We start from the raw sequence: 22,325 nt of genomic DNA on the forward strand, positions 1-22,325 counted from the left end.
GCCGGGCTGCCGGGTCAATCTGCGCGTAACCGCTGCAACCTCTCGGAGCTTTTTCATGCGCACCCATGCACAGGCCGTCATCATCGGGGCGGCGTGATCGGCTGCTCGATCCTGTATCACCTGACCAAACTGGGCTGGTCCGACGTGGTGCTGCTGGAGCGCGATGAGCTGACGTCAGGCTCCACCTGGCACGCGGCGGCGAATATTCACGGCTTGCACGACAATTCCAATATCACGCGCATCCAGAACTATACGATGGATCTCTACAACCGGCTCGAGGCCGAGACGGGCCAAAGCTGTGGCGTGTTCCAGCCCGGATCGCTCTATCTGGCGCAGACCGAGGCGCGCGAGCATCAGTTGCGCTTGCAAGCGGCCAAGGCGCGCTATTACGACATGCCGTTCCGCGAAGTCAGCCGCGATGAGGCCGAGACGCTGCATCCGCTGGTCAACTTCGACGGCATCCGCTGCATCATGTTCGAGGAAAACGGCGGCAATGTTGACCCCTCGGGCGTGACCAACGCCTACGCCGCAGGCGCGCGCCAGAACGGGGCCGAGATCATCCGCTTTTGCCCCGTCACCGGCACCGAACAGCAGCCTGATGGTACTTGGATCGTGCGCACGGCCAAGGGTGATATTCACACGCAATGGGTGGTCAATGCCGCGGGGCTCTGGGGGCGCGAGGTGGCGGCGCTGGCGGGGATCAAACTGCCCCTGCAACCGACCGAGCATCAATATTTCGTCACCGAAGCCATCGCCGAAATCGAAGGACTCGATCGCCGCTTGCCCTCGGTCGCGGACCGCGACGGCGAATACTACCTGCGCCAGGAGGGAAAGGGCCTACTGGTGGGGGCGTATGAAAAAGACATGCGGTTCTGGGCCGAAGAGGGCACGCCGCAGGGGTTCGGCCACGAACTCTTTGCCGATGATCTTGAACGGATCGAGGAGAACATGCTGCGCGCGATCGACCGCGTCCCCGCCGTGGGGCTGTCGGGGATCAAGCGGGTCATTAACGGGCCGATGATCTGGTCACCGGATTCAAACGTGCTGTTCGGCCCGGTGCCCGAATTGCAGAACTATTTTTGCTGCAACGGCATCATTCCCGGTTTCAGCCAATCGGGTGGCATGGGGCTGCTTGCCGCCGATTGGATCGTCACCGGCGAGAGCCGTTATGACATGTTCGCCTGGGACGTTGCGCGGTTTGACGATTGGGCCGATGCGGCCTTTACCAAGGCGCGGGTGGGCGACCAATATGCCAACCGGTTCAAGATCCACTTTCCCAACGAGGAACGCAGCGCCGGGCGGCCCGCGCGCATGCGCCCGGCCTACAAGATCCAGCGCGACGCGGGCGCGGTGTTCGGCCTCAACGCCGGGTGGGAACACCCGCTGTATTACGGGGCAGAGGTGGGCGCCGAGGATCAGACCCACGGCTTCACCCGCCAGCCGTGGTGGGAGACCGTTGGCGCCGAATGCCGCACCTTGCGCGACGCGGCCGGCATCATCGACATCTCGAATTTTGCCAAATACCGCTGCGCCGGGGCAGGGGCCGAGGATTGGCTCAACGCCGTGTTCGCCAACACCATGCCGCGCGCGGTGGGCCGGTCGTGCCTGACGCCCCTCATCGGCACGCGCGGCGGCATCGCGGGGGATTTCACCGTCACCCGCACCGGGGCGGAGGAATTCTGGATCATCGGCTCCGGCATGGCCGAGCGCTATCACAAGCGGTTCTTCAAACAGGTGCCGCTGCCCGAGGGGACGGTGTTCGAAAGCCTGACCGAGGCCGTCTGCGGCTTCAACGTCGCGGGGCCGCGCGCGCGCGATCTGTTGCAGGGGCTGACCAACAGCGCGCTGGCCACCGCCGATTTCCCCTTCATGCGCTCCGACTGGATCGAGATCGCGGGCGTGCGTTGCATGGCGCTGCGGGTGTCATTCACCGGTGATCTGGGGTGGGAGTTGCATTGCGCCGAGGGCGATCAGGCGCGCCTGCTGGAAGCACTCATCGAGGAAGGCGCGCGCCACGGCGCCGCACTGGTGGGTAGCCGCGCGCTGATGTCGCTGCGGTTGGAGAAGGGCTACGGCTCCTGGGGCCGCGAATACAGCCCCGAATACTGGCCGCAGGAGGTAGGCCTCGCGCGGTTGTGCAAGATGGACAAGGATTTCCTCAACAAGGACGCCGCGATCGAGGCGATGGCCCGCCCGGTGCGCGAGCGGCTGATGATGCTGGCGCTGGATGCGGGCGACGTTGCGGCCTCAAACGCGGATGCGAGCGGCAGCGAGCCCGTATTCAAGGGCGGCGTCGGCGTGGGGCGCGTCACCTCGGGCGGCTACGGCTACAGCGTCGGGCAATCGCTGGCGCTGGCCTACCTGCGCGATGTGGCGCCGGGCGAGACGGTCGAGGTCATGGTGCTCGGGACGCCGCACCGCGCCACCGTGCTCGACGCGGCCCCCTTCGACCCTGAGGGCGCGCGCCTGCGGGCCTAGAGCTTGCGGATCTTCAGCTCGGTAATGCGGTTGCCGGTGCGGTCGGTGACCTCGAACCGGAAGCCGTGGAACGAAAACACCTGTCCGCGCGTCGGGATCATCTGTGCCTCGTGGATGACCAGACCTGCGACGGTGTTGGCCTCCTCATCGGGCAGGTTCCAGTCATTTGCGCGGTTGAGATCCCGGATCGTCATCGCGCCCTCGACCAGATAATGCCCGTCCGCCGAGGGTTTGAGCCCGATATCGCCGTCGGGGTCGAATTCATCCGTGATCTCGCCCACGATCTCTTCGAGGATGTCCTCGAGCGTGATCAGCCCCTGAAGCGAGCCGTATTCGTCCACGACCAGCGCAAAATGCGTGCGCCGGTGCAGGAACTGGCGCATCTGCTCGTCCAGCGTCGAGGTTTCCGGCACGAAATACGGCTCCATCGCCACATCGCGGATATCGAAGTTCTTGAGCTTGGCCGCATCGCCGTCCGGCCCGCCGATCAGCTTGTACATCGCGCGCAAGAGGTCTTTGGCGTGGATGACGCCGATGATGTTCTCCTGCTCGTCGCGGTAGACGGGCAGGCGGGTGTGGTTCGATTGCAGGCACTGCTCAAGGATATCCGCGGGATCATCCTCGGCGTTGATCATCTCGATGCCGGAGCGGTGCAGCATGATCTCTTCGACCACGCGCTCCCGCAGATCCAGCGCGCCAAGGATGCGATCACGGTCCTCCTTTTCGACGACGCCCTCGGAATGGCCCAGCGACAGCGCGCCCGCGATTTCCTCGCGCACGGCGAGGATGTTGCTATCGGGGTCGACGGCCACGCCCATGACCCGCAGCATGGTCCGCACCAGCAGGCGCACGATGCTCACCACGGGGGCAAACACGGTGACCACCAGCGAGATTGGCCGCGACACCAGCGAGGCGGCGGTTTCCGCGTTGGTGATCGCGTAGGTCTTGGGCAGCACCTCGGCAAAGATCAGCACCAGCAGCGTCATCACCAGCGTGGCCATTGCCACGCCCCCCTCGCCAAACAGCCCGGTAAAGAGCGTGGTGGCCAGCGCGGCGGCAAGGATGTTCACCAGATTGTTGCCCAGCAGGACCGAGCCGATCAGCCGCTCATTATCCTCGGTGATCTTGAGCGCGCGCTGCGCACCCGCCGATCCCTTGTCGGCCTGGCTGCGCAGTTTCCCGCGTGAGGCCGCCGTCAGCGCCGTCTCGGACCCCGAAAAGAACCCGCTGAGCACCAGCAGAAACAGGATGATGAGCGCGAGCCCCAGTATGTTGGGATCTGCGCTTGCCGTTGCCGTGGCCGTGTCCATGTGGGAAACCTTTGCTGAAACGATTGCGTTTGTTATGGGATGCAAGGCGCGCACGTTCAAGGAGAGACAGATGCGACACCGTGATCTTGGCGTGCTGGAGGGGGATGTGCTGGTCTTTGGCGGGCCCTATTCCAATGCGCAGGCCACGCAGGCGCTGCTGGCGCGCGCGCGGGAACTGGCGATCCCCGGCGATCGCATGATCTGCACCGGCGACACGGTGGCGTATTGCGGCGGTGCGCGGGAGACGGTGGCCGCATTGCGCGACAGCGGGTGCGCCGTGCTGGCCGGCAATTGTGAAATCCAGCTGGCGCAGGATGCCGAGGATTGTGGCTGCGGTTTCGCCGACGGCAGCGCCTGCGATCTGCTCAGCAACGCGTGGTACGCCCACGCCCGCGCCGTGGTGCCCGCCGCAGACAAGGCGTGGATGGCCGATCTGCCCGGCGTCATCACGTTCGAGCAGGCGGGAAAACGCTTTGGCGTGCTCCACGGCGGGATGCGCGATGTGGCGCAATTCATCTGGGAAACGGATGAGGACGCGCTTTTTGCGCGCGAATGGGCCGCGCTTGAGAGGGCCGTGGGACCGGTGGACGCAGTGATTGCGGGCCATTGCGGCCTGCCGTTCCTGCGCCTGACCGCGCGCGGGGCGTGGATGAACGCGGGCGTCATCGGCATGCCCCCGCACGATGGCGACCCGGCGACACGCTACGGTGTGCTCAGCGACGGGCAGATGCGGATCGAGCGGTTGTCATACGATCACAAAACGGCAATGGCCGAAATGCGCGCCGCCTTCCTGCCGCCCGCCTACCACGACGCGTTGCAAAGCGGCTATTGGCCGTCCGAGGATGTCTTGCCCGACCCCTTGCGCGTGCCGGTCTCGGACAGGGGGTGATGATCCAGCACCAGCTCTGCAAGGCGCGCGTCGAGCACATGGGTGTAGATCTCGGTCGTGGCCACATCGGCGTGGCCCAGCATCGTCTGGATCGCGCGCAGATCGGCACCGCCGGCCAGCAGATGGGTGGCAAAGGCATGGCGCAGCGTGTGCGGTGTCACCTTGTCGGGGGAGACGCCGGCCGCGACCGCGATTTCCTTGATAAGCAGATAAAAGCGGTGCCGCGTCAGATGCCCCGCGACCCCGCGCGAGGGAAACAGGAACCGCGATGCAGGCGTAGGTTTGGCGGCCCGTGCGGCGGCCTCATCGCTGTCGCGCTGGATCAGCCAAGCGGCCAGCGCATCGCGCGCGTCGGGTGACAGGGGCACCATCCGTTCCTTGCCGCCCTTGCCCAGGATCAGCAGCAGGCGCGGATCGCCGCGCGCGGCAGCGACGGGCAGGCTCACCAATTCGGTCACGCGCATGCCGGTGGCATAGAGCAGCTCCATCAGGCAGGTGTTGCGCAGCCGGTCGGCGGGGGTGCGGCCCAGCCCGCGCGCGGCGTCCAGCAATCGGTCGACCTCCTCGACGCTCAGCACCTTGGGCAGGCGCTTGTCCTGGCCGGGCCCCGCAATCTGGATCGCAGGATTATCGCTGCGCAGCCCTTCCTCAAAGGCAAAACGGTAGAGCTGCTTGATCGACGACAAACGCCGCGCGCGGGTGGATTTGGCCAGCCCCTGCGCATCGCAGTGGATCAGATAGGCCTCGACCTGCGCGCGGTCGGCGGTGTCGAAGCCAGCACCCTTGCCCGCCAGCCACGCCTCGAAATCCTTCAGATCGCGCCCGTAGGCCAGCAACGTGTTACGCGCGGCCCCCAGCTCTGCCGCCTGTGCCTCCAGAAAGGCAGAGATCCACGTGCCGCTCATTCAGGCTCTGTCCGCAAAAGGATCTGGAGTGCGGCGCGCCGGGCGGTGTCCTCAAGCCCCAGCGCGCGCAGGGTGCTGATCGCCCGGCGCAGTGCGCGGCTGTCGCCGCGCTGCCCGTCGTAAAGCTCGCGCAGCGTCATCAGCAACGCCTCGCCCAGCCGCCCGTCCTGCGCGAGCGCCATCGCGGCAGGCATCGGCACGGGCGCGCCGAACCCGTCATGGATCGCGCGGGGCAGTGCTTCGTCGGGTGCGCGCGCGGGCACCTCGCCCCCGGCAACCGCGCGCGCCAGATCAAGCGGGCCACCGGGCGGAATCGCGCGGGCGACATCCTCATAGGCGGGTGACAACAGCCCCATCAACTGCTGCACCTCGGCGGCCTTGCCGCTCAGCGCAAGTGGCGCCAGCCGGTCGTGAAACGCGGCGGAAAAACTGACCTCAAGCCCCGCGGCGCGCATCGCCTCCCACGCCGGTGGCAAGTGACGCGCCACCGCCTGCGCCTCCGCGTCGAGGGCGGCATCAAACCGTTGCACCGCGCGCACGCGGTCCCAAATCCCGCCCGAGGCTGCAGGCTTGCGATTGGTATAGAGACCCAGCAGACGATTGTCGGGCAGCGCGCCCGCCCGCGTCAGCCGCTCGGCCGCTTCCAGCTGGGATTTCCAGCCCGAAATATCGCGCAGATCGGCCACCGCATAGGGACGTGGCAAGGGGCGCGTGGGCAGCGGCTCCCCGATCGTCTCGAACAGGCGGAAGGTCAACGGCGTCATCTTGCGCGGCGCGGGCAGGGGGGCCGCATCCTCGAACACATCGGGGTTAAGAAAACGGTCAAAAACCTCAAGCGTCTCGCGCGGCATCAAACCCAGCGCGCGGGCCGAGCCAAAGGTCAGCGCCGCATCGGCCCAGTTCCCGCCGCGCGCGTCGCAGAATATGCGCAGACCGATGTCGCGGCTCAGTTGCGGATTGCGCGACAGCGCCCCGCAGGCGCGATCCTCGGTCCCGATCAGCAGGGTCAGATCCGCCCAGAGATCAAAAAGCGCCGGATCGCGTGGGCCGCCTGCCTGTTCAATCAGCGAAAGCGCGGGATCCACGGCCCCCAGCGCCATCAGCTTGCCCACCCGCGCGCGGGTCAACGGCACCGAAATGTCGGGCGGCGTCGCGGCCTCCGCCAGCAGCAGCGTATACAAAAGCGCGTTCGCGGCAGGCAGATCGGAGGTCGGCAGATCGCGGATCGCGCGCCCGGCCTCGCGCGGTTTGCTCCCCTGCCACAGGTCTGGCCGCATCCCCGTGACGGCGGCGGGCACAAGGCCGACGGTCAGCGGGGCGCTGTCGCTCAGCGGGCGGGTGGTGATGGCGGGGGCGGTGCCGGTCGCGGCCACGGCAGGCTCGTCCACCGGCGCCGGGGCGGCCACCTGCGGCGCGCGCGGAAGCGAGGCCAACGGCTGCGGCGCGTCCAGCCAGTCGATGACCGACAGCGGCGCATCCTGCTCGGCCACGGCCTGCGGCGCCAAACCGCCGATCACCGCGGCAAGGATCCACCCGCGCGCGCGCACCTCAGGACCCGTCAAGCGTGACGGGCATCCGGATCTCGGTTTTGGGAGGGGCAAAATCGACGCCCATGAAGGGGCCGACATAGGCAAACCCGACCAGCCCGATGAATCCGAGTATCACAAGGATAAACAAGAGCTTGAAGAGTTTCCCTAACATGCCTGACTGCCTTTTCGCCCGCTATTTTCTTGAACTTATATATGGCCTTTTCGGCAAGATCACGTCATTCAGGAGCAAATGAGCGAAATTGAGCATACCCCGGCAGATAACCGCCATTCCCCGCCCCGTTTCCGGCTGCGCAAAACCGTGGCGATGGTCGGCATGATGGGGTCTGGCAAGACGGCCGTGGGTCGCGCGGTGGCCGCCAAACTGGCTGTGCCCTTCCTCGACAGCGATGCGGAGATCGAGCGCGCGGCGAACCTGTCGGTGCCCGAAATCTTTACCCGCGACGGAGAGCCGTTTTTCCGCAAGCGCGAAACCGAAGTGATCCGCCGCCTGCTGGAGACGGAGACGGGCATCCTGTCGACGGGCGGCGGCGCCTATCTTGCGGCGGAAAACCGGGCCAACATCGCGCGCGCGGGCGTGGCGGTCTGGCTTGATGCGGATCTTGATCTGCTGTGGAACCGCGTGCGCCACAAGGACACGCGCCCGCTGCTGCGCACCCCCGATCCGCGCGCCACGCTGGCGGAGATCTTTGCCGTGCGCACGCCAATCTACCGCGAGGCGGAATTGCGTGTGCCCTGCGCGCCGGGCCTCAGCATCGACGCCATGGCCGACCGCGTCATTGCGACCCTCGCCACCCGCGCGGATGTTCTGGAGAGCCTCGATGGTTGAGACCGTACACGTCGATCTGCCCGGCCGTGCCTATGACGTGGTGATTGGCCCGGATCTGCTGGCGCAGGCGGGCACGCGCATCGCCCCACTCCTGCGCCGCCCGCGCGTAGCGATCATTACCGACGAAAACGTGGCCGTGCTGCATCTCAAATCCCTCACGGACGCGCTGGATGCCGAGGGCATCACCGCCGCCGTGCTGGAACTGCCGCCCGGCGAGGGCACCAAAAGCTGGGCCAACCTGCAAACCTGCGTCGAATGGCTGCTCGACCAGCAGATCGAACGTGGCGATGTGGTCGTGGCCTTTGGCGGGGGGTGATCGGCGATCTGGTGGGCTTTGCCGCCGCCGTGCTGCGCCGGGGTGTGCGGTTTGTGCAGATCCCCACGTCGCTGCTGGCGCAGGTCGACAGCTCGGTCGGCGGCAAGACGGGTATCAACACGCGGCACGGCAAAAACCTCGTGGGGGCGTTCCACCAGCCCGCGCTGGTGCTGGCGGATGTGGCCGTGCTGGGCACGCTCACGCCCCGCGATTTCCTCGCGGGTTACGGTGAGGTCGTCAAATACGGACTGTTGGGGGATGCGGCGTTCTTTGACTGGCTCGAAGCGGCGGGGCCGGCACTTGCCGCAGGAGATATGGCCGCGCGTGCCCGCGCCGTGCGCCGCTCGGTCGAGATGAAGGCCGAGATCGTGATCCGCGACGAGACGGAGCAGGGCGACCGCGCGCTCCTGAACCTTGGTCACACGTTCTGCCACGCGCTTGAGGCCGCAACGGGCTATTCCGACCGTCTGCTGCACGGCGAAGGGGTGGCCATCGGCTGCGCGCTGGCGTTCGAGCTGTCGGCCCGCATGGGTCTGTGCGCGCAGGAAGATCCCAGCCGCGTGCGCGCCCATCTGCGCGATATGGGCATGAAAACCGATCTGCGCGACATCGACGGCGATCTGCCGGGTGCCGAGGCGCTGCTGGCGCTGATGGGGCAGGACAAGAAGGTCGTCGACGGCAAACTGCGCTTTATCCTCGCGCGCGGGATCGGGGAGGCATTTGTGACCTCCGACGTGGCCCCCGACGATGTGCTTCGGGTGCTGCGCGACGCGGGTTAATCGCGGTCGTCGATGTCGGTGATGTCGATCCCGTGCTTGCGTGTGAACCAGATGAACAGCGGCGTTTCGACCAGCATCGCGATCACGAGCGTATAGAGCCACCACGGCACATCGAAAAAGATCAGCGAAAATCCGATGCCTTGCCCGGCGTAGACCAATCCGACCACGACCAGCAGCACCGCGCCGATCCCCAGATCGATCCGCATCATGCGCGTGATCGTCTTTTTCGGCATGCGGGGATAGACGGCGAGATAGGCAAAGCCCATCGCCGCCGCCGTGAAAATCAGGATCTTGAGTTCAGGGCTCATGGATCAGAACGGGATTTCGTCGTCGAGGTCGCGCGCGCCACCGCCGCCACCGCCGGAGCCCTGACCGCCACCAGAGCCACCGCCGTAGCCGCCGCCCTGATCGTAGCCACCACCGCCGATGGATCCGCGATCATCGTAACCGCCGCCACCGCCGCCGCCCATTCCGCCCCCGCCGCCGCCGTCACGCCCGTCGAGCATGGTCAGCGTGCCGCCGTAGTTGCGCAGCACGACCTCGGTCGAATAGCGGTCGGCGCCAGATTGGTCCTGCCACTTGCGCGTTTCCAGCTGCCCCTCGACATAGATCTTGGAGCCTTTCTTGAGGTACTGCTCGGCAATGCGCACCAGACCCTCGTTGAAGATCGCGACCGTGTGCCATTCGGTCTTTTCGCGCCGCTCGCCGGTGTTGCGGTCTTTCCAGTTTTCGGACGTGGCAATGCGCAGGTTGCACACCTTGCCGCCATTTTGAAAACTGCGCACTTCGGGGTCGCGCCCGAGATTGCCGATGAGGATGACCTTGTTGACGGAGCCTGCCATGCTGCTGATCCTTTACTGTCGTCTGCGTGTCGGGCGCGGCGGGAATCGCGCCGCGCTGGCTTGGCGCCGGTTATACCGTGAACCCCTGCGGGGCACAGCCGAATATCCCGCCGCGCGCGAGGTGTGTCGCCTTTTTCGGGGATGGTCACGGGCGTCCGGGCTGATATAGTCCGCGCACAAGATGATGCGGGCAGGGGCCTTATGCGCATAGCTGTATTGAGCGTAGTGATCGGCACGCTGGGCCTTGGGGGCCTGCGGCGGCGGATATCTTTTCGTCCAAGAACCGGGCGAAACTCTTTTCCTCGCAGACCAAACTGCTCGATAACCGCGCGTCCAAGCAATACCACGGCTCCGCCCGGCTTCAGCCGCCCAAAGTCGTCACGCCGACGAAATGGGATGACGGGGCGGGCACTGTCAAGAAATGGCGCGGTCGCTATCGCGGTCCGTATCTGGCGATGGCCAAGAACGCCGCGCGCAAGCACGGCATCCCCGAAGATCTGTTTCTGCGGCTGGTGCAACAGGAAAGCGGCTGGAACGACAAGGCAGTGTCGAGTGCCGGCGCGCTGGGGCTGGCGCAGCTGATGCCCGGCACCGCGGCGCTGCTGCGGGTCGATCCGCGCAATCCCGCGCAGAACCTCGAAGGGGGCGCGCGCTATCTCAAGCAACAGTACAAGACTTTCGGCACCTGGCGTCTGGCGCTTGCCGCCTATAACGCAGGTCCCGGCGCGGTGAAAAAATACGGCGGCATCCCCCATTTCGCGAGACCAAGAACTACGTGCGCATCATCGCGGGCCGCTGATTTTCGGCGGATCTTTGGTTTACGTGAGCGTTACGCAACGTCAACTTTAGCGCGCTGTTAACCATATCCTGCTGAGAAAAAACAAATTTTCAGCGTTTCGACGGAAAAGTGGCGGCTTTGCCCAATTCCCTCAACGCGTGTGCCCAAATCTCGCCCCCTTCCGCTTGCATACCCTTCACAAGCAAAGGAGCGACCGCCATGAGCCGTGATATTTTCAACGAACGTATCTCCCGCATCAACAACCGCACCGGCTATGGCGCGGCCGAGATGAACAGCGGCGACGGCGTTGCGTGCTCGCGGTTCAGCTCACCGGTGATGAACGAGGCGCCGACCGCGCGCCGCAATTTCAAACCGATGCTGATGGGTCTGGTGCTGGGCATGATCGTGGGTGCGCTGGCCGCAGGGCTTGAGAACCCGGCGATGCCCTGGGGCCTGCGACCGATTACTACGGATACGCCACGATTGTTGTCCTCGTTGGCCTTTGTGCAGGGCCGGCCATGGCCATCCTCGGGGCCGTCATGCGTGCGCGCTTCCCGGCGTTTCTCTATTTTGCAGCCGCGTACTTCCCTGCCTCGATCGGCACCGCATTGGTGGATCTGCCGCTCTTCTAGACCGGCACACAGGCGCACGCAAAAAGGGCGGCTGCCGGCACCCGGCGCCGCCCTTTTGCCGTTGTGCGTCATTCGGCGGCGACGTTTACCTCGATCACCGGCTCCATCGCGTCCAGCTCCGCATCGGGCAGGTGGCATTTCACCTGATGCCCCTCGGCCAGACGGCGCACGGGCGGCACTTCGGTCTCGCACAGATTGCCCGCGACCTTGTCCTTCCAGCGGCAGCGCGTCTGGAACGGGCAGCCGGGGGCGGGTTCATCGCAGAGGGGATATCGCCCTCCAGCACGATGTGCTTTTTCTTGACCTTCGTATCGGCGATTGGCACCGCCGACAAAAGCGCTTCCGTATAGGGGTGATAGGGCGGGGAGAAGACCTGATCCGTCGTGCCCAGCTCGACCACATGGCCCAGATACATCACCATCACCCGGTCGCTGAGATAGCGCACGATGCTCAGGTCATGAGAGATGAACAGCAGCGTGGTCTTCTGCTCACGCTGGATTTCCATCAGCAGATCCGTCACCGCCGCCTGCACCGACACGTCGAGCGCCGAAACGGGCTCATCCGCGACCACGATCCGCGCGTCGCCAGCAAAGGCGCGCGCGATGCCCACGCGCTGCTTTTGTCCGCCCGACAGCTGGCGCGGCATCCGGTCGGCAAATTCGCGCGGCAGCTTTACCAGATCCAGCAGTTCCAGCATCCGCGTGCGCCGCTCGCCCTCGTTCTTGCCGATCTTGAAGATCTCAAGCGCGCGGATAATTTGCCGACCCACGGTCATTGACGGGTTGAGCGTGTCAAAGGGGTTCTGGAACACCATCTGCACGTCGGCCACGTTCTTGGTCGACCGCTTTTCGATGGGCACGTCACCGATGCTCTGGTTATCCAGCAGGATCTGCCCGTCCGTCGCCGTCTCCAGCCCCATCAGCACCTTGGCAAAGGTGGATTTGCCGCAGCCGGATTCGCCCACGATGGCCAGTGTCTCGCTCTCGCGCGCCTCGAAACTCAGCGTCTCGTTGGCCTTGACCACCTTGGTCTCGCCGCCGCCAAACAGCGCGTTGGCCGCGACCTGATAGTATTTTTTGAGGTTGTCCATCTTCAGGATGACATCCCCGATCTCGCCCTTGGTCTTGGTCTGTGCCAGCTCCAGCGGCGCCTTCCAGTCGATCTCGTCGAATTTCACGCAGCGGGTGGCGTGGCGCTCGTTTCCGGGCACGTCCTGCATCGCGATATGGCCGGTGTCGCAACGCCCGGCCTCGAAATAATCGCAGCGCGGGCCAAAGTTGCAGCCCTTGGGCCGCTCGTGCGGCAACGGGAAATTGCCGGGGATCGCCACCAGCGGGCGCGCGTTCTTATCCGCGCCGGGCAGGGGGATCGAGCGGAAGAGCGCCTGCGTGTAGGGGTGCTGCATCTCGTCGAACACATCCTCGATGGATCCCCGCTCCACCGCTTCGCCGGAATACATCACGCAGATGCGGTCGCAGGTCTCCAGCACCAGCCCGAGGTTGTGGCTGATGAACAGCATCGAAGTGCCGTATTTCTTGCCCAGATCCTTGACCAGCTCGACCACCGCCGCCTCGACCGTCACATCCAGCGCGGTCGTCGGCTCATCGAGAATGAGCAGCGACGGCTCGCTCATCAGCGCCATGGCGATCACGATACGCTGCTGCTGGCCGCCCGACAGCTGGTGCGGATAGGCTTCGAGGATCCTCTTGGGGTCGGGCAGCTTCACGTCCGTGACCACCTGAAGCGCGCGCGTGTAGGCGTCTTTTTCATTCATGCCCGCATGGATCATCGGCACTTCCATCAGCTGGCGCCCGATCTTCATCGCGGGGTTCAGCGAGGCCATCGGCTCCTGATAGATCATCGCGATTTCCGAGCCGCGGATGTCGCGCAGCTCCTCGTCCGACATCTCGCCCAGATCGCGGCCCTTGAACTTGATCGAGCCGCCGACGATGCGCCCGTTCTTGCCCAGATCCTGCATCACGCCCAGTGCCACGGTGGATTTACCACAGCCCGATTCCCCCACAAGGCCCACGGCCTCGCCCGGCTTCACCGCGACCGAGAAATCCATGACCGCCGGGATCTCGCGCAGGCGGGTGAAAAACGAAATCGACAGCTTGTCGATCTCCAGGATCGGCCCGTCGTAGGTCTCTTTTGGCATATCCGGTGTCTCCTCGGTTGCCGGGGGCTGCCCGGCGGAAATGGGATGCGGCCGGCGGTGATCCCGCCGACCGGGGGCAGCTTAGTCGCGCAGGCTTTCCTCGCGCAGGCCGTCGGCCAGCAGGTTCAGACCCAGCACCAGCGTCAGCAGCGCCAGCGCAGGCGCAATTGCCGCGTGGGGGTAAATGCTCAGCAACCGGCGCCCGGCGTTGATCGTGGTGCCCCAATCCGGGCTCTCGGATTCCAGCCCGAGGCCGAAAAAGCCCAGCGTGCCTAGAAGGATCGTCGTATAGCCGATGCGCAGGCAGAAATCGACGATCAGCGGTCCGCGCGCGTTTGGCAGGATCTCCCACAGCATGATGTACCACGGGCCCTCGCCACGGGTCTGCGCGGCGGCGACGTAGTCGCGTGTCTTGATGTCCAGTGCCAGGCCCCGCACGATGCGGAACACCGTGGGCGAGTTCACGAACACCACCGACACGAATACCACCAGCACTTCCGACGGCATCGGGATCCAGTCAAGGAACGTCGGTAGGCCGGGAATGGTGGTATCGGGATTGTCCACGATGGTCCCGTCGTTCGAGATCATCGCCAGATAGGCCCAGAACATCCCCCCGATTACCACAATCAGCAGGGGCGTGCGCACCGAAGGTTGCGTGTAGAAGCGGGAGTTCAGCAGCACCGTGAGGAACACGATGGGAAAGAAGAACAGCACCGCCGCCATATAGTTCGGAATCCCCGTCAGCACGATTTCCGGCGTGACCAGCAAAAAGAACAGCAAGATCACCGGGAAGGCGAGGATGAGGTTGGCCAGAAACGACAGGAACGTATCCAGCTTCCCGCCGTAGTAGCCCGCAGGCAGCCCCAGCGTGATCCCCACCATGAACGCAAACAGCGTCGCCAGCGGCGCGATCACCACCACGATCCAGGCGCCCGCGAACAGGCGGCTGAAGATGTCGCGTGCCAGGTTGTCACCGCCCAGCAGGAACCAGGCGTATTCGCCTTCCTCCGCACCGCGCAGGGGCGTGCCGGGCAGTTTGTTCTTCATGCCCGACGACTGGCTCAGCGTGTCGTGGGTGACGATCCATTCCAGCACGCCGCCCATGAAACCGGCGTAGACCCAGAACATCACAAGGCCAAAGCCGATCATCCCCACGGTGCTGTCAAAGAGCTTGCCGTAGAGGCCCAGCTTACGCTTGAACGTGATCGACAGCACGAAGGTCACTACCAGCGCGATCCATACCGGTGTCAGTTGTTGGCTCATCCCGCCGATGATGCCCGCCGCCGGGCCCATCACCACGCCCGCCAGCAGATACAGCACCAAGAGGCCAAGCGTGACGTAAAAGCTCCACTGCACAATCATGCCAAGGAAGCCTGACAGCCCCTTGTCAGCCGCCAGCGAGCCATCCGCGTAGACCGCACGTCCCCCGAGGAGGTCGCCATGCTGACGATGATCTGCGCCACCGCCGCGATCAGCAGCACCGCCACCGCGAGGGCCAGAAACAGGTTGATCGGGGCAAGTGCGCCGGTCCAGGTCAATTCTTCCATCTGATCAGCCCCTTATGAAATGCGGATGCGCGGGTTGAGGAACACGTAGCCGATGTCGGAGATCAGCTGCGTCAGCAGCACCACGATCACCGACACGACCGACACCGCCAGCAGCAGCTCGATATCGTTGTTGCCCGCCGCCTGTACCAGCGTCCAGCCGAAGCCCTTGTAGTTGAACAGCGTCTCGACGATCACCACACCGTTCAAAAGCCACGGGATCTGCAACATGATCACCGTGAAAGGCGCGATCAGCGCGTTCCTGAGCGCGTGTTTCAGAACGATATTACCAAAACTCACACCCTTGAGCCGCGCCGTGCGGATGTATTGCGCGGTCATCACCTCGGTCATGCTCGCGCGGGTCATCCGCGCGATATAGCCCATCCCATACAGCGAGATCGTCAGCACCGGCAGAAAGAAATTCTCGAACGTGGCGTTCTCCATCGCGGTGGTGGCGGAGCCCTTGAACCATTTGAGCCCGAAGGCAGACGAGGCAAAGACCGCTATGAAGATCACGCCCGAGACATATTCAGGCGTCGCCGTGGTCACGATACTCACCGTCGACAGCGACCGGTCCAGCTTGGACCCCTCGCGCATCCCGGCCAGTACGCCGATCAGCAGCGCCATCGGCACCATGAGCAGCAGCACAAACCCCATCAGCTTGCCTGTGGCGGCCAGGCGGGTTGCCACGATCTCGCCCACGTCCTCCTTGAACACGGTGGAAAAGCCCCAATCGCCCTGAAGCACGCCGCAGAAGGTGTCGCGCTCTTCCTCGGGCGTGCTGGCGGTAAAGCAGCGGCCAAAGGTGGTGCCGTCCTCCTGTTCGGTGACCCATCCGGGCGCCACACCCATCCATTGCGCGAATTTCACCGGCAGGGGCTGCAAATAGCCGCGATCGCCGAGATAGGAGGCCACGGCCTCATCGCTCATGCGGAAGTTACCTTGGGTTTTGGCCAGTTTTTCGAGGTTCGGGTAGAGGTTGGTCAGCCAGAAAACGATAAACGTCAGGCACAGGGCCGTCAGCAGCATCACGCCCAACCGTCGCAGAATGAAAAGTCCCATGTCGTAAAGCCCCCGTGGTGGCCGCGCCGCGCAATCGCAGCCGCTGGCCGGGCATATCTGCCCGTCATTTGTGTTTGTGGGTAAGGGCGCCTCGCACGCCCACCTTGCACGGGGCATCTGCCCGCGCCGGATCGTCGTCTCCCCTGAAAGGCGGATCGGGCCGCCCTTTATTGCGCAGCCATCGCTTGGCGTGGCTCCTTTCGCTCATCAGGCACAAGAACGGGGGCCGCGTCAATGTCGCGAATGGGATTAAACTTGTCCCTGCGCGACATGTTCCTTTGATCGCTGCCCATCGCCGCGGGGACGGATGCGCGCGGACCGCGCAGCTGACGCGGGGTCAGCCCGGTATGCTGCTGCATGAAACGGGTGAAATAGGCGGGGCTGCCAAAGCCCAGATGCCGCGAGATATTGCAGGCGGGGTGGGTCGAGGTCTCAAGCAACACGCGCGCGGCGTGCAGGGTGCGTTCGGTCAAAAGCTCGGCGGCGGTCTTGCCGGTGGCGGCCTTGACGCATCGCGCCAGATGGGTCGGCGTGACTTCAAGCATTTCGGCGTAGCCGCTCATCGGCGCGCCGGTGGTGTAGCCGGCACTCAGCAGCGCGCAAAATCGCTGCGACAGCGTCTCTGCCGCGGACAGTTCGGGGGCACATGGGCCGCGTCACCGATCTGCCGGTGCAGCCAGACCGACATCAGCGCGGCATGGGCCTCCATTGCGTCCTGCGCCAGTGGGCGGGCCAGGGTCTGCTCGCGCAGGGCCGCGTCAATGAGCGCCGACAGCTCTGCCTGCGCGCCCGCATCGCGCACCCGGATCTGGCAAGGCGTCTGCAGCAGCCGCAACGAGGTTGCCGCCGGGATCAGCACCGCGTGACCTAGGCATTGCCGCCCCAGCTCCAGCGCCATCAGCGCGCCCGCGGGCACAAAGATCGCGTTGTGCGGGCCCAGACCCCGGCGGCGGCCGTCCAGCAGCAGCTTGCCCTGTCCGCGCGTGATCCAGATCAGCGCGTGCACGTCTCGGTCATGCGCCAGCGCCAGCCGCCAGTCGCCGCCTTTGCTCAGCTGTGCGAGGCTTTGCACCTGCAGGTTGGTGTCGGACACGGGCGCGCACTCCTGCGTGTGATTCCCCAAAATTCAACCATAGCGGGACATTGCGAGGGCGCACATCCCCAATCTCAGGGCGCAGGGCACCAGCGCCGCCAATCGCCCATTTTCGAGCGTTGCCAGGTGCGCTGTCGCTTGGCGTATTGCCGGGTGGCGATCACAGCCGCCTCGCGGGCGGCGTCCAGCGGGATGTCGCCCCGGTGATGGGCCATCAATTCGGGCACGCCAATGGCGCGGTGCGCGGGCAGGGCGGGGTCGTAATCCGGCGCCACTGCCGCGATCTCGTCAAGCGCGCCACCCGCGATCATCGCGTCGAACCGCCGGGCAATGCGGGCGTTGAGCCAGTCTGCCTCGACCGTAACCGCGATGCGCAGACAGGCATCGGGTTCCAGCAGCGGGGCGGACGTCTCCGCCTGCCACTGCGAAAGCCCGCGCCCGGTGGCTTGCCAGACTTCCCACGCGCGCTGCACCCGCGCCCGGTTGGCACAGTCGATGCCCGCCGCTGTAGGGCCATCCAGCTCTGCGAGCAGCGCGTCCAGCGTCATCGCATCGCCGCGCGCGCGCACCTCGGGGGGCGTGGCCGGGATCTCCGCCAGCCCCTCGGTCAGCGCGCGGAAATAGAGACCCGTACCGCCCACGATGATCGGGCGCGGCCCGCCCGCCAGCAGCGGCGCCACCTCGCGCAGCCAGTGGCCAGTGGAATAGGTCTCCCGCGCGCCCACATGACCGTACAGACGGTGCGGCGCGCGGGCCTCTTCGTCCGCAGTGGGGCGCGCGGTGATCACCCGCCAGCAGTCGTAGATCTGGCTGGCATCCGCGTTCACGATCACACCGCCCTGCGCCTCGGCAATCGCCAGCGCCAGCGCCGATTTGCCCGAGGCCGTCGGCCCCGCGATCAGCACGGGCCGGTCCCGCCCGGCGGCGGCGATCAGCGCCGCGCGATCCTCATCAGACATTTCTTGCCACCTTGCGCGCGCCCCGCATTGAACCTTTCCCCTGTTTGCGACATTTTGCATCCCAGCGAAACCCGCCAGGCTGCTCCCCCGAAAGGACCCCCATGTCAGATCCCGCCAATGCCACCTTCAAACGCGTCATGCTCAAGATTTCAGGCGAGGCGCTGATGGGCGACGCAGGCTTTGGCCTGAACCCGCCCACGGTGGAACGCATCGCCCGCGAGGTGCAATCGGTGCACGAGATGGGGGTCGAGATCTGCATGGTCATCGGCGGCGGCAACATCTTTCGCGGGCTGCAAGGCTCCGCACAGGGGATGGAGCGCACGACCGCGGACTACATGGGCATGCTCGCCACGGTGATGAACGCGCTGGCGATGCAATCCGCGCTTGAGGGGCTGGGCATCCACACCCGCGTCATTTCCGCCATCACCATGAACGAGGTGGCGGAGCCCTACATCCGCCGCCGCGCCGTGCGCCATCTTGAAAAAAAGCGCGTCTGCATCTTTGCCGCAGGCACCGGCAACCCCTATTTCACCACCGATACGGCGGCGACGCTGCGCGCCAACGAGATGTCCTGCGAGGCGATCTTCAAGGGCACCAAGGTCGACGGCGTCTATGACAAGGATCCGGTCAAACACGCCGATGCCGTGCGCTATGACACGGTCAGCTACGATGATGTGCTGGCAAAGCGCCTCGGCGTCATGGACGCCTCGGCCATCGCACTCGCGCGCGACAACAACCTGCCGATCATCGTCTTTTCGCTCGATGAGCCGGGCGGCTTTCGCGGCATTCTCGCGGGCGAGGGCACCTATACCCGCGTGCAGGGCTAACGGGCGGGGGCGCACCCCCGCCGCGTCTTTGCGGTTTCAGGTATAAAGAGACGGCACGCCCAGCTGCGCGTGGATCTCGTTCACCTCCGCCGGCGCCATGCCGTAGCCGCTGGCAAGCTGGTGCAGATACTGCGCCTCGTCGCGCGTATCCAGATCGATCGCCAGCAGGCTCATGGTATAGACCTGCGGCCCCATGCCCTCCGGTGTCTCACGCACCAGCGCCTCCACATCCACGGGCTTGTCCATCTGCGCGCGGATAAAGGCGGCCTCTTCCGCGTCGACTTCTCCGAGATGCTGAAGCAGCTTTTGCTGCTCTGCCTCGTCAAAGGTGCCGTCGGATTTTGCCGCCTGAATCATCGCGGCCAGCATCAGTGCCGCCATGGCCTCCTGATCCTGCGAGGGCGTGATTTCGGGCTCGGGCGTCTCGTCGAACTGGCTGTTGAGCACGGCGCCAAAGCTGTGATCGTTCTGCGGCGGTGCCTTTTGCATCGTGCCGCCCAGACCGCCCAGCAAACCACCGGCGCCCGCAGCCCCCGCCAGACCACCGAGCAAGCCGCCAAGCCCGCCCTGACCACCGGCCTGCGCGCCGCCCAGATTGTTGAGCATGCCGCCCAGTCCCCCTGACCGGCGGCACCACCCGCAGCACCGCCCCCCAGAAGGCCCCCCAGCATGCCGTTGAGCCCGCCTGCGGACGCTCCTGCGCCGCCGCCGCTCAAACCGCCCAGCAAACCGCCAAGGCCGCCACCGGCCTGCGCCGTGCCCGTGCCGCCGCCCTGCTGGTTGCGTTTCATCATGGCGCTGGCACCCTTGGCCACGGCCACGCCGACGGCCACCTTGGCCAGTGTTTTCATCAAGCTCATCGTCGCTTTCCTCCTTGCAACTGAATCGTTGTCCCCATCGTGGCACATCGCGCGCGCGATGGCTTGGGGGAAACTGCATTCCTTGACATCGCCCCGCGCCTGCACCGACAGTGCGCCATGGAACGCAAAACGCATATGGACGCCTTTGGGGCGGCCTGCCTGACGGCGTTCGCTCTGCATCTCGCCTTCAATCAGGTGGTGATCAAGGTCACCGCGGGCGGCTTCAGCCCGGTATTTGCCGCAGGTCTGCGCTCCGCCGGGGCGGTGGTGGTACTGCTCGTCTGGATGCGGGTGCGCGGGGTGAGCTTTCACATGCCACGTGCCGCGCGTCCCTGGGCGGTGCTGTCGGGGCTGCTGTTCGCGTTCGAGTTCACCTGCCTTTTCACCGCGCTGGACCTCACGACCGTCAGCCGCGCATCGGTCATCTTCTATTCGATGCCGCTGTGGCTGGCCCTCGCAAGCGTGGTGTTGATGCCCGACGAGCGGCTGACCCGGCGCAAGGCGCTGGGGTTGGCGCTGGCCATGGGGGGTGTGGCGCTGGCGATGAGCGATCGCGGCGGTGGCCACGTCAGCTGGACCGGTGATCTGCTCGCCGTCGCCTCGGCGCTCAGCTGGGCGGGGATCGCATTGCTGGTGCGGGTGACGCCGCTGGCCGATGTGCCGCCCGCGCAACAGCTGATCAGCCAGGTCGCGGTATCCGCACCGATCCTGCTGCTGATCGCGCCGCTGTTCGGCCCGCTTCTGCGCGAGGTCGAGGTGATCCATATCGCGGGCATGGTGTTTCAGACCGTCGCGGTGGCCTCGCTTGGATTTCTCGCCTGGTTCTGGCTGATGAAGCAGTATCCGGCCAATTCCGTGGCCTCGTTCAGCTTTATCTCGCCCGTGGCGTCGGTGCTGTTCGGCTGGCTGTTGCTGGGCGAACGGGTGGCGCCGTCGATCTGGGTGGCGCTGGCGATGGTGGCGGTGGGGATCACGCTGATCAACAGGCGTCCGCGCGTACGGTGAGTGCGGCTCTTTCAGGTATTTTTGAAAGGGTGCAGGGGGGCGTTGCGCGCCTTTCCGTCACGTGCCGCAGAAGGTGGCGGGCACGATTTCGGACGGGGTTGGTGGCTTTGCGAGATCCGTGTCCGTTTCCGTGTAGGGGTTTGCGAGAGCGGTTGTCAGCCGCTCGAACGGGGCCATGTCGCCCGCGACGGCGGCGGCGATCATCTGCTCGATGCGGTGATTGCGCGGGATGAGGACGGGGTTTGCCGCGCGCATGACCCGTTGCGGATCGGGTTCCCCGGCGATGCGGGCGCGGTGGCGGGTCTGCCAGTCCTGGAAGGCGGCGCGGTCGGTGATCTGGGCTTCGGCGGCGCCCTCCGCAAGCGCACGGAAGGTATTGGTGAAATCCGCGCCGTCCTGTTGCATCAGGTCCAGCAGGTCCTGGGCCAGCTCCGCGTCGCCCTCGCGCGGGGTTGTGATGCCGAGTTTGGCGGCGAAGGCTTTGGTCCAGGCGGCCTCGATCTGCGCGGGCATCGCGTGGATGATCTTTGTCGCACTCTCCACCGCCGCGTCGCGATTCTCCATCTGCTGGATCAGCGCCGTGGCGAATTGGGCCATGTTCCAAACGGCGATGTTGGGCTGGTTGCCAAAGGCATAGCGGCCCTGCTGGTCGATCGAGGAAAACACCCGGCCCACGTGGAAATCATCCATGAAGGCGCAGGGGCCGTAGTCAATTGTCTCGCCCGAGATCGTGCAATTGTCGGTGTTCATCACCCCGTGGATAAATCCCACGGACATCCAGCGCGCCACCAGATCGGCCTGCCGCGCGCAGACGCTGCGCAGCAGATCCAGCGGGCCCTTCGCCTCTGGCGCGTGGCGCGCGATGGCGTAGTCCGTGAGGCGCCTGAGTGCTTCAATCTCGCCGCGATGCGCGTAGATCTGGAAGTGGCCCACGCGCAGGTGGCTTGCGGCCACGCGGGTCAGCACGGCGCCGGGCAGGGCGGTCTCGCGAAAGATATCCTCGCCCGTGGTCACGGCGGCCAGCGCGCGGGTCGTGGGGATGCCCAGCGCGTGCATCGCCTCGCTCACCACATATTCGCGCAGTACCGGCCCCAGCCACGCGCGCCCGTCGCCGCCGCGTGAATAGGGGGTGCGGCCCGCGCCCTTCAGCTGGATATCGCGCCGGGTGCCCGCGCTGTCGCGCACCTCCCCCAGCAGGATCGCGCGCCCGTCACCCAGCTGCGCGGTGTAGTTGCCGAACTGGTGCCCGGCGTAGAGCTGCGCCAGCGGCTCCGCCCCCTCGGGCACCGCATTGCCACTGTAGATCTGCGCATCGGGCACACCCACGCCCAGCTCTGCCGCCAATGGCGCGTTCCATGCCAGCATACGCGGCGCCTTCACCGGTGTGGGGTCCAGACGGGTGTAAAACGTCTCGGGCAGGCGGGCGAAGCTGTTGTCGAAGGGGATGCGGTTTTCCATCCCCGCGATATAGGCGCGCGCGCGCGCGGACGCCACCACCCTTGTCCTTTGCCC

Annotated in this window: 19 protein-coding genes and 4 pseudogenes; 7 read left to right on the forward strand and 16 right to left on the reverse strand. The window is 65.7% G+C overall.

All coding sequences use genetic code 11. The annotated features are described in order from the left end of the window. Positions 1–55: 55 nt before the first annotated feature. Positions 56–2,478: pseudogene (locus KDD17_RS05975) on the forward strand (GcvT family protein). Here the strand turns inward: KDD17_RS05975 and KDD17_RS05980 are convergent. After that, positions 2,475–3,788, reverse strand: coding sequence for an HlyC/CorC family transporter (locus KDD17_RS05980; RefSeq protein WP_212705723.1), 1,314 nt, complete (start codon positions 3,786–3,788; stop codon positions 2,475–2,477). The pseudogene KDD17_RS05975 and the gene KDD17_RS05980 sit on opposite strands and share 4 nt — an antisense overlap. A 70-nt stretch (positions 3,789–3,858) precedes the next feature. Here KDD17_RS05980 and KDD17_RS05985 point away from each other — a divergent pair, with 70 nt between their 5' ends. Next, on the forward strand, positions 3,859–4,677 hold the full coding sequence (locus KDD17_RS05985; protein WP_212705724.1) for a metallophosphoesterase family protein: 819 nt from the start codon (positions 3,859–3,861) through the stop codon (positions 4,675–4,677). Here KDD17_RS05985 and KDD17_RS05990 read toward each other — a convergent pair. The 3 genes from KDD17_RS05990 to KDD17_RS06000 are packed head-to-tail and all read right to left on the reverse strand — an operon-like array spanning position 4,614 to position 7,283. Then, the gene (locus KDD17_RS05990; protein WP_212705725.1) at positions 4,614–5,582 is read right to left on the reverse strand and encodes a tyrosine recombinase; all 969 of its coding nucleotides are present in this window, start codon (positions 5,580–5,582) and stop codon (positions 4,614–4,616) included. The genes KDD17_RS05985 and KDD17_RS05990 overlap by 64 nt on opposite strands. Then, a complete protein-coding gene (locus KDD17_RS05995) occupies positions 5,579–7,144 on the reverse strand; it encodes a hypothetical protein (RefSeq protein ID WP_254796902.1) in 1,566 nt (521 codons plus the stop codon). The genes KDD17_RS05990 and KDD17_RS05995 overlap by 4 nt, the downstream gene beginning before the upstream one ends. Then, positions 7,131–7,283 carry a hypothetical protein gene (locus tag KDD17_RS06000; protein WP_212705726.1) on the reverse strand — a complete coding sequence of 51 codons (153 nt, stop codon included), beginning with the start codon at positions 7,281–7,283 and terminating at the stop codon, positions 7,131–7,133. Before KDD17_RS06000 ends, KDD17_RS05995 begins: the two co-directional genes overlap by 14 nt. A 78-nt stretch (positions 7,284–7,361) precedes the next feature. Between KDD17_RS06000 and KDD17_RS06005 the strand changes: the two genes are divergently transcribed. Together KDD17_RS06005 and aroB are read left to right on the forward strand one after the other, a co-directional pair. Beyond that, a complete protein-coding gene (locus KDD17_RS06005) occupies positions 7,362–7,958 on the forward strand; it encodes a shikimate kinase (RefSeq protein ID WP_212705727.1) in 597 nt (198 codons plus the stop codon). Then, a pseudogene (aroB, locus tag KDD17_RS06010) lies at positions 7,951–9,053 on the forward strand (3-dehydroquinate synthase). The gene KDD17_RS06005 and the pseudogene aroB overlap by 8 nt, the downstream one beginning before the upstream one ends. Here aroB and KDD17_RS06015 read toward each other — a convergent pair. Together KDD17_RS06015 and ssb are read right to left on the reverse strand one after the other, a co-directional pair. Next, positions 9,050–9,361 (reverse strand): hypothetical protein, encoded by a 312-nt coding sequence (locus KDD17_RS06015; RefSeq protein ID WP_212705728.1) that lies wholly within the window; start codon positions 9,359–9,361, stop codon positions 9,050–9,052. The pseudogene aroB and the gene KDD17_RS06015 sit on opposite strands and share 4 nt — an antisense overlap. A 3-nt stretch (positions 9,362–9,364) precedes the next feature. Further along, positions 9,365–9,895, reverse strand: a complete 531-nt coding sequence (gene ssb / locus KDD17_RS06020; protein ID WP_212705729.1) for a single-stranded DNA-binding protein — start codon at positions 9,893–9,895, stop codon at positions 9,365–9,367. A 215-nt stretch (positions 9,896–10,110) separates the two neighbouring features. Between ssb and KDD17_RS06025 the strand changes: the two are divergent. Next, a pseudogene (locus KDD17_RS06025) lies at positions 10,111–10,694 on the forward strand (lytic transglycosylase domain-containing protein). Between the two features lie 251 nt (positions 10,695–10,945). On the opposite strand, the gene KDD17_RS19010 reads toward KDD17_RS06025, so the two are convergent. From KDD17_RS19010 to miaA, 8 genes and pseudogenes are all read right to left on the reverse strand, one after another. Further along, positions 10,946–11,074, reverse strand: coding sequence for a hypothetical protein (locus KDD17_RS19010; RefSeq protein WP_284438386.1), 129 nt, complete (start codon positions 11,072–11,074; stop codon positions 10,946–10,948). Positions 11,075–11,373: 299 nt separating this feature from the next. Continuing rightward, positions 11,374–13,463, reverse strand: a pseudogene (locus KDD17_RS06030) (dipeptide ABC transporter ATP-binding protein). Positions 13,464–13,544: 81 nt separating this feature from the next. After that, complete coding sequence (locus KDD17_RS06035) at positions 13,545–14,756, reverse strand: ABC transporter permease (RefSeq protein WP_348541498.1); 1,212 nt, start codon at positions 14,754–14,756, stop codon at positions 13,545–13,547. A 65-nt stretch (positions 14,757–14,821) separates the two neighbouring features. Beyond that, on the reverse strand, positions 14,822–15,010 hold the full coding sequence (locus KDD17_RS06040; RefSeq protein ID WP_212705731.1) for a hypothetical protein: 189 nt from the start codon (positions 15,008–15,010) through the stop codon (positions 14,822–14,824). 12 nt (positions 15,011–15,022) lie between these two features. Beyond that, complete coding sequence (locus tag KDD17_RS06045; RefSeq protein WP_212705732.1) at positions 15,023–16,069, reverse strand: ABC transporter permease; 1,047 nt, start codon at positions 16,067–16,069, stop codon at positions 15,023–15,025. Between the two features lie 167 nt (positions 16,070–16,236). Continuing rightward, a complete protein-coding gene (locus KDD17_RS18745; protein ID WP_254796903.1) occupies positions 16,237–16,632 on the reverse strand; it encodes a helix-turn-helix transcriptional regulator in 396 nt (131 codons plus the stop codon). A 26-nt stretch (positions 16,633–16,658) separates the two neighbouring features. Next, positions 16,659–17,162 (reverse strand): cupin domain-containing protein, encoded by a 504-nt coding sequence (locus tag KDD17_RS18750; protein ID WP_254796904.1) that lies wholly within the window; start codon positions 17,160–17,162, stop codon positions 16,659–16,661. Positions 17,163–17,236: 74 nt separating this feature from the next. Beyond that, positions 17,237–18,121, reverse strand: a complete 885-nt coding sequence (miaA, locus tag KDD17_RS06055; RefSeq protein WP_212705733.1) for a tRNA (adenosine(37)-N6)-dimethylallyltransferase MiaA — start codon at positions 18,119–18,121, stop codon at positions 17,237–17,239. 101 nt (positions 18,122–18,222) lie between these two features. On the opposite strand from miaA, the gene pyrH reads away from it, so the two are divergent. Further along, positions 18,223–18,948, forward strand: coding sequence for a UMP kinase (gene pyrH / locus KDD17_RS06060; RefSeq protein ID WP_212705734.1), 726 nt, complete (start codon positions 18,223–18,225; stop codon positions 18,946–18,948). 36 nt (positions 18,949–18,984) lie between these two features. Here the strand turns inward: pyrH and KDD17_RS06065 are convergent, their stop codons facing one another. Further along, positions 18,985–19,554 carry a DUF533 domain-containing protein gene (locus KDD17_RS06065; RefSeq protein ID WP_348541483.1) on the reverse strand — a complete coding sequence of 190 codons (570 nt, stop codon included), beginning with the start codon at positions 19,552–19,554 and terminating at the stop codon, positions 18,985–18,987. Between the two features lie 371 nt (positions 19,555–19,925). On the opposite strand from KDD17_RS06065, the gene KDD17_RS06070 reads away from it, so the two are divergent. Further along, positions 19,926–20,813 (forward strand): DMT family transporter, encoded by an 888-nt coding sequence (locus tag KDD17_RS06070; protein WP_212705735.1) that lies wholly within the window; start codon positions 19,926–19,928, stop codon positions 20,811–20,813. Between the two features lie 57 nt (positions 20,814–20,870). Here KDD17_RS06070 and KDD17_RS06075 read toward each other — a convergent pair whose 3' ends face one another. Beyond that, positions 20,871–22,271 (reverse strand): protein adenylyltransferase SelO, encoded by a 1,401-nt coding sequence (locus tag KDD17_RS06075; RefSeq protein WP_212706164.1) that lies wholly within the window; start codon positions 22,269–22,271, stop codon positions 20,871–20,873. Positions 22,272–22,325: the final 54 nt, after the last annotated feature.

The organism is Sulfitobacter albidus, assembly GCF_018200035.1.
GTDB classification, from domain to species: Bacteria; Pseudomonadota; Alphaproteobacteria; order Rhodobacterales; family Rhodobacteraceae; genus Sulfitobacter; species Sulfitobacter albidus.